At 42.2% G+C, this 4,021-nt stretch carries 2 protein-coding genes and 1 CRISPR repeat array; both genes read left to right on the forward strand.

Annotated elements, in window-relative coordinates:
- Nucleotides 1–313: 313 nt before the first annotated feature.
- Nucleotides 314–494: direct repeats of the CRISPR family, unit length 31 nt; unit sequence CTTTACAATCACATCGCCCCGAAAGGGGATG.
- Nucleotides 495–756: 262 nt separating this feature from the next.
- Nucleotides 757–2,937, forward strand: coding sequence for a type I DNA topoisomerase (gene topA / locus ACE1AT_RS22845; RefSeq protein WP_374872518.1), 2,181 nt, complete (start codon nucleotides 757–759; stop codon nucleotides 2,935–2,937).
- Nucleotides 2,938–3,150: 213 nt separating this feature from the next.
- On the forward strand, nucleotides 3,151–3,492 hold the full coding sequence (locus ACE1AT_RS22850) for a hypothetical protein (RefSeq protein ID WP_374872520.1): 342 nt from the start codon (nucleotides 3,151–3,153) through the stop codon (nucleotides 3,490–3,492).
- Nucleotides 3,493–4,021 lie beyond the last annotated feature (529 nt).

Here is a 4,021-nt window from a genome sequence, read left to right on the forward strand (position 1 = left end):
TGAATAAGTAAGCGCAACGCCTGTATCGCATCGGTAGCAGGTCTGAGCGTCTAGAGGCATCTTGACAATGCCCATTTGGATTCGGCTGTTGCTGAATCTGATGCGAGAATCTGCGTCTCTTCAGAGCGCAGAGTGTCAAACTCCGCCCGAACCTTGAAAATCGCATAAGTTCGTTGAAGTGTGTCGATGCCATGTGCAGCAAGGTTTCCAGACTGCAAAATTGACAAATTTCTGAGAATTTTTTTCCGTTTTTCAGGAGTGTGTCGATTAGGGGGTCTAGAATACTGTCTGTGTAAGCTTTCCAGATGTGAACTCTTTACAATCACATCGCCCCGAAAGGGGATGGAAACTTTCCGTATGCCGAATTCCCTGATGGTTCTTTTTACCTTTACAATCACATCGCCCCGAAAGGGGATGGAAACAAGTTAAAGGGGGACCTTGCACAGCAAATTCAGGTCTTTACAATCACATCGCCCCGAAAGGGGATGAAAACATGATGATTGGTCAGTGTAGGTAGTTGACTCTTGCTACATTGAATTGACGTAGTTCGGATTGCAATACTGCAAGGAATAGGATTTTTCGTCATCATTTTGGGTATGTAGAGACGTTGCAGTGCAACGTCTCTACAGGGTGTCAATTGATTTGTTTTATCCGAGCAGAGTAGTTCAGATTGAGGTGTGAATCACAAAATGCCAAACAAGTGTACTATAAAAAACTAAGAACTTATTTTTAAGCCACATCCATAGTTCAGGTATCATGCCTAAACGCCTTCTCGTTGTTGAATCCCCTGGAAAAGTTAAAAAACTCAGTCAAATTCTCGGATCTGAGTGGATTGTGCGTGCTAGTTGTGGTCATATCCGGGAACTGAGCAATGAAGGTGAAGATTCTCTGGGCTTTACTATGGATGGTGAGCGTGTGGAGTGTCGCTACATACCGCGCAATCAGCAAGCAAAGGAAACGATTCAACAACTAAAGACTGCTGTCAAACAAGTCAAAGAAGTGATCTTAGCCACAGATCCAGACCGAGAAGGGGAAACGATCGCTTGGCATCTCAAAGAAGCTTTAGGATTAAGAGAACCAAAACGAGTTGTTTATACAGAGATTACAGAATCTGCCGTTAGAAGTGCGATCGCCAATCCGAGAAAACTTGATTCTAATTTAATTGGAGCCGGATTGTGTCGAGATTGCTTGGATAAGCTGGTGGGTTACAAAGGTAGTCCCTTAGTTTGGGCGTTAAATAATGGCGCCAAGAGTGTTGGACGAGTCCAAAGTGCTACTTTACACCTAATTTGCCAACGCGAGAGAGAAATTATCTCTTTTGTTCCCCAAGATTATTGGAGTGTTTGGGTAGACTATGCTGAAGGGTTCCGCGCTTTTTATAAAGGAACAGTCAATGCTCCTAAAGAAGAAGCAAAGCAGGAAACTGAAGTTCATGATGATACGACGATAAAGGCAACAGAAATTACCGAGTCTATCCGTGTTCTTTCGGAAGCTGAAGCCACGCGCTTAGTTGAGGAAGCGAAACGCCATCCCCATCAAGTTGTGCAATATGAAGGAAAAACCGTTAATCGCCAACCACCTCCACCCTTCATCACTTCGACTCTTCAGCAAGCTGCTGGTTCCAGATTGCGGTTTGCACCTGAAAAGACAATGCTTGTCGCGCAAAAGTTGTATGAAGCAGGTTTAATTACTTACATGCGGACAGACTCAGTGATGTTGAGTCCAGAGTTCTGCGCCAGTGCGCGTCAATGGTTAGAGCAAAATGACCCCGAAAATGTCCCACCGCAAACAGCCAGACATCGCAGTAGTAAAACAGCACAGGAAGCACACGAAGCGATTCGCCCCACAGATGTATTCCGTCCTTCTACTCAATTGCGACTAGAACTGACGACTGACGAATTTAATTTGTATGTCCTGATTTGGAAACGAGCGATCGCCTCCCAATGTCGTGCTGCAATTCTGCGTAAAACTCTTGTCGTTACCCAGTCTGGAGATTTGCTCTGGCAAGCTAGGGGACAAATAGTCGAGTTTCTCGGTTATACTCGCTACTGGTCAAACCTTAGTAAAGATACAATTCTGCCTAACTTGCAACAGGGACAGGTGTTGACTTTAGAGAATGCAGCTTACGAGAAAAAACAAACTCAACCACCACCACGTTACAGCGAACCAAAATTAGTCCAACTCATGGAGCGTAAAGGCATTGGTCGCCCAAGTACCTATTCTCCCACAATCGCAACTTTAAAAAAACGAGATTACGTCCAGCTGACAAAAGAAAACCTCCAACCAACAAGTTTGGGTTTAGAAGTCGATGCTTTTTTGCAGAAAGCCTTACCAGATTTATTAGAAACAGAATTTACTGCCAAAATGGAAGATGCTCTCGATGCGATCGCTTCTGGAAAACAACCTTGGCAACATTATCTGACAAATTGGCATCAGAATTACTTTGCACCAGCATTGGTAAAAGCCAAAACTGTACCTGTGAGTTCATCGAGTTCCACAAATAGCACCAAAGCTGCTGCTGTCACTGAACGAAAATTTGAGACTTCCAGAACTCGCTGTCCTGAGTGTAAAAACCATTTAGCCAAAATTCCTAGCAATAAAGTCAAAAAGAAATACTTTCTCAAATGTATGAGTGGGTGTGAGAATGTGGTTTTGTTTTGGAGTGAATACACCAAAACTTGGGAAGCACCCCGTTCTCAAACAACTAAAGATAAAGATATAAATCTGCAAAAACCTCCAGCTAATATCACCACCTATCCTTGTCCCGTGTGCAGAAAACCTTTGGAGGAGTACAGCTATATCAAAGACGGACAGAATAAAATCATGCTGCGGTGTTCAAATCCCAAGTCCCGCAGTGATCAAAAACATAAGGATGTAGCTTATTTCAAGACGCAAAAAGGGTGGTGGAGTCCCAAGTTTGGGGAGTTGAAGGGATAAGGGGATAGGGGATAGGGGATTGAAGTTTGTCGTTTGAAACAAGAATGTTCTTGTTGTCAGTGTGGGAGTATGTCACCCCTAGATACTTTTAAGCCTGCAATTTAGAATTAAAAGGTGAGTAGTTAGTGATTAGTAGTGAATAGTTTCTAACAAAAACCATTACCTATTAATCATCAACAACCCACAAATAACTACTTAACCATAATTCTAATTATGCTGATTGCCAAAGCTGCTCAAAATATACAAGCTGTTTCTGTTACAGTCCCTTCTCAAACAGATCAGACTCATAAGCCAACATCTGTCAAGCAAACAAATGAGAATGTCGGCTTGTTTGCACTAGTTTTCATTAGTTCTTTGATCATGGGCTTTATTTTAGGAAAGTATCAGTCTAATAGGTACAAAAAGCAGCGTGAACAACAAATGGCTAAGATTATTAAAGAATTTGAAACCTTGAAACATCAACACAAGATGATTTTTAATTCGGAGGAACAGATGGCTCTTGAGAGGAAAAAGCAAATTGAAATGTTAGAGAGAATATGGAAAATAAAGCCTTAGAACAGATTTCTACTTAAATAAAAAGCAAATTAAAATTTTAGAGAGAATATGGAAGATTAAACTTTAATTTATATCGCAAAACCAAGATCCCCGACTTCTTAGAGAAGTCGGGGATCTTGTCTCTCACGAATGATTTAGCTGGAACAGCAAGAAGCCTCTCACCGAAGCGAAGGGAGGTGATGAGATGAATTGCGAGTAAGTTGACGACAGTTTTCCAACCAATGCCGTAAGGCGAGGAAGGAAAACATGGAGGAAGCGAGCAAAATATTTCATAAATTTGATATAATAGATTTGGTTAACTTCACCCCTATTGGTGACTGATAAGCCTCTGCCCAGTAGCATTGCGACTATTGGTAAGCGACTCCGTTGCACAGCATAGAAGTAAGTAGGCACATCTTGATTAATACAAATCACCTCCGGGTTTGTCCTATAGTGCGAAAAGATGCAGCATCTCATCCAGGGCAGTAAAATTTGTAGGGTACAAGGTCAGAAATTGCATAGTCTGCGGTAGGGCATTCCGTGGACTTAA

This window comes from Pelatocladus sp. BLCC-F211, from assembly GCF_041928655.1.
In the GTDB taxonomy this organism is placed as follows: domain Bacteria; phylum Cyanobacteriota; class Cyanobacteriia; order Cyanobacteriales; family Nostocaceae; genus Pelatocladus.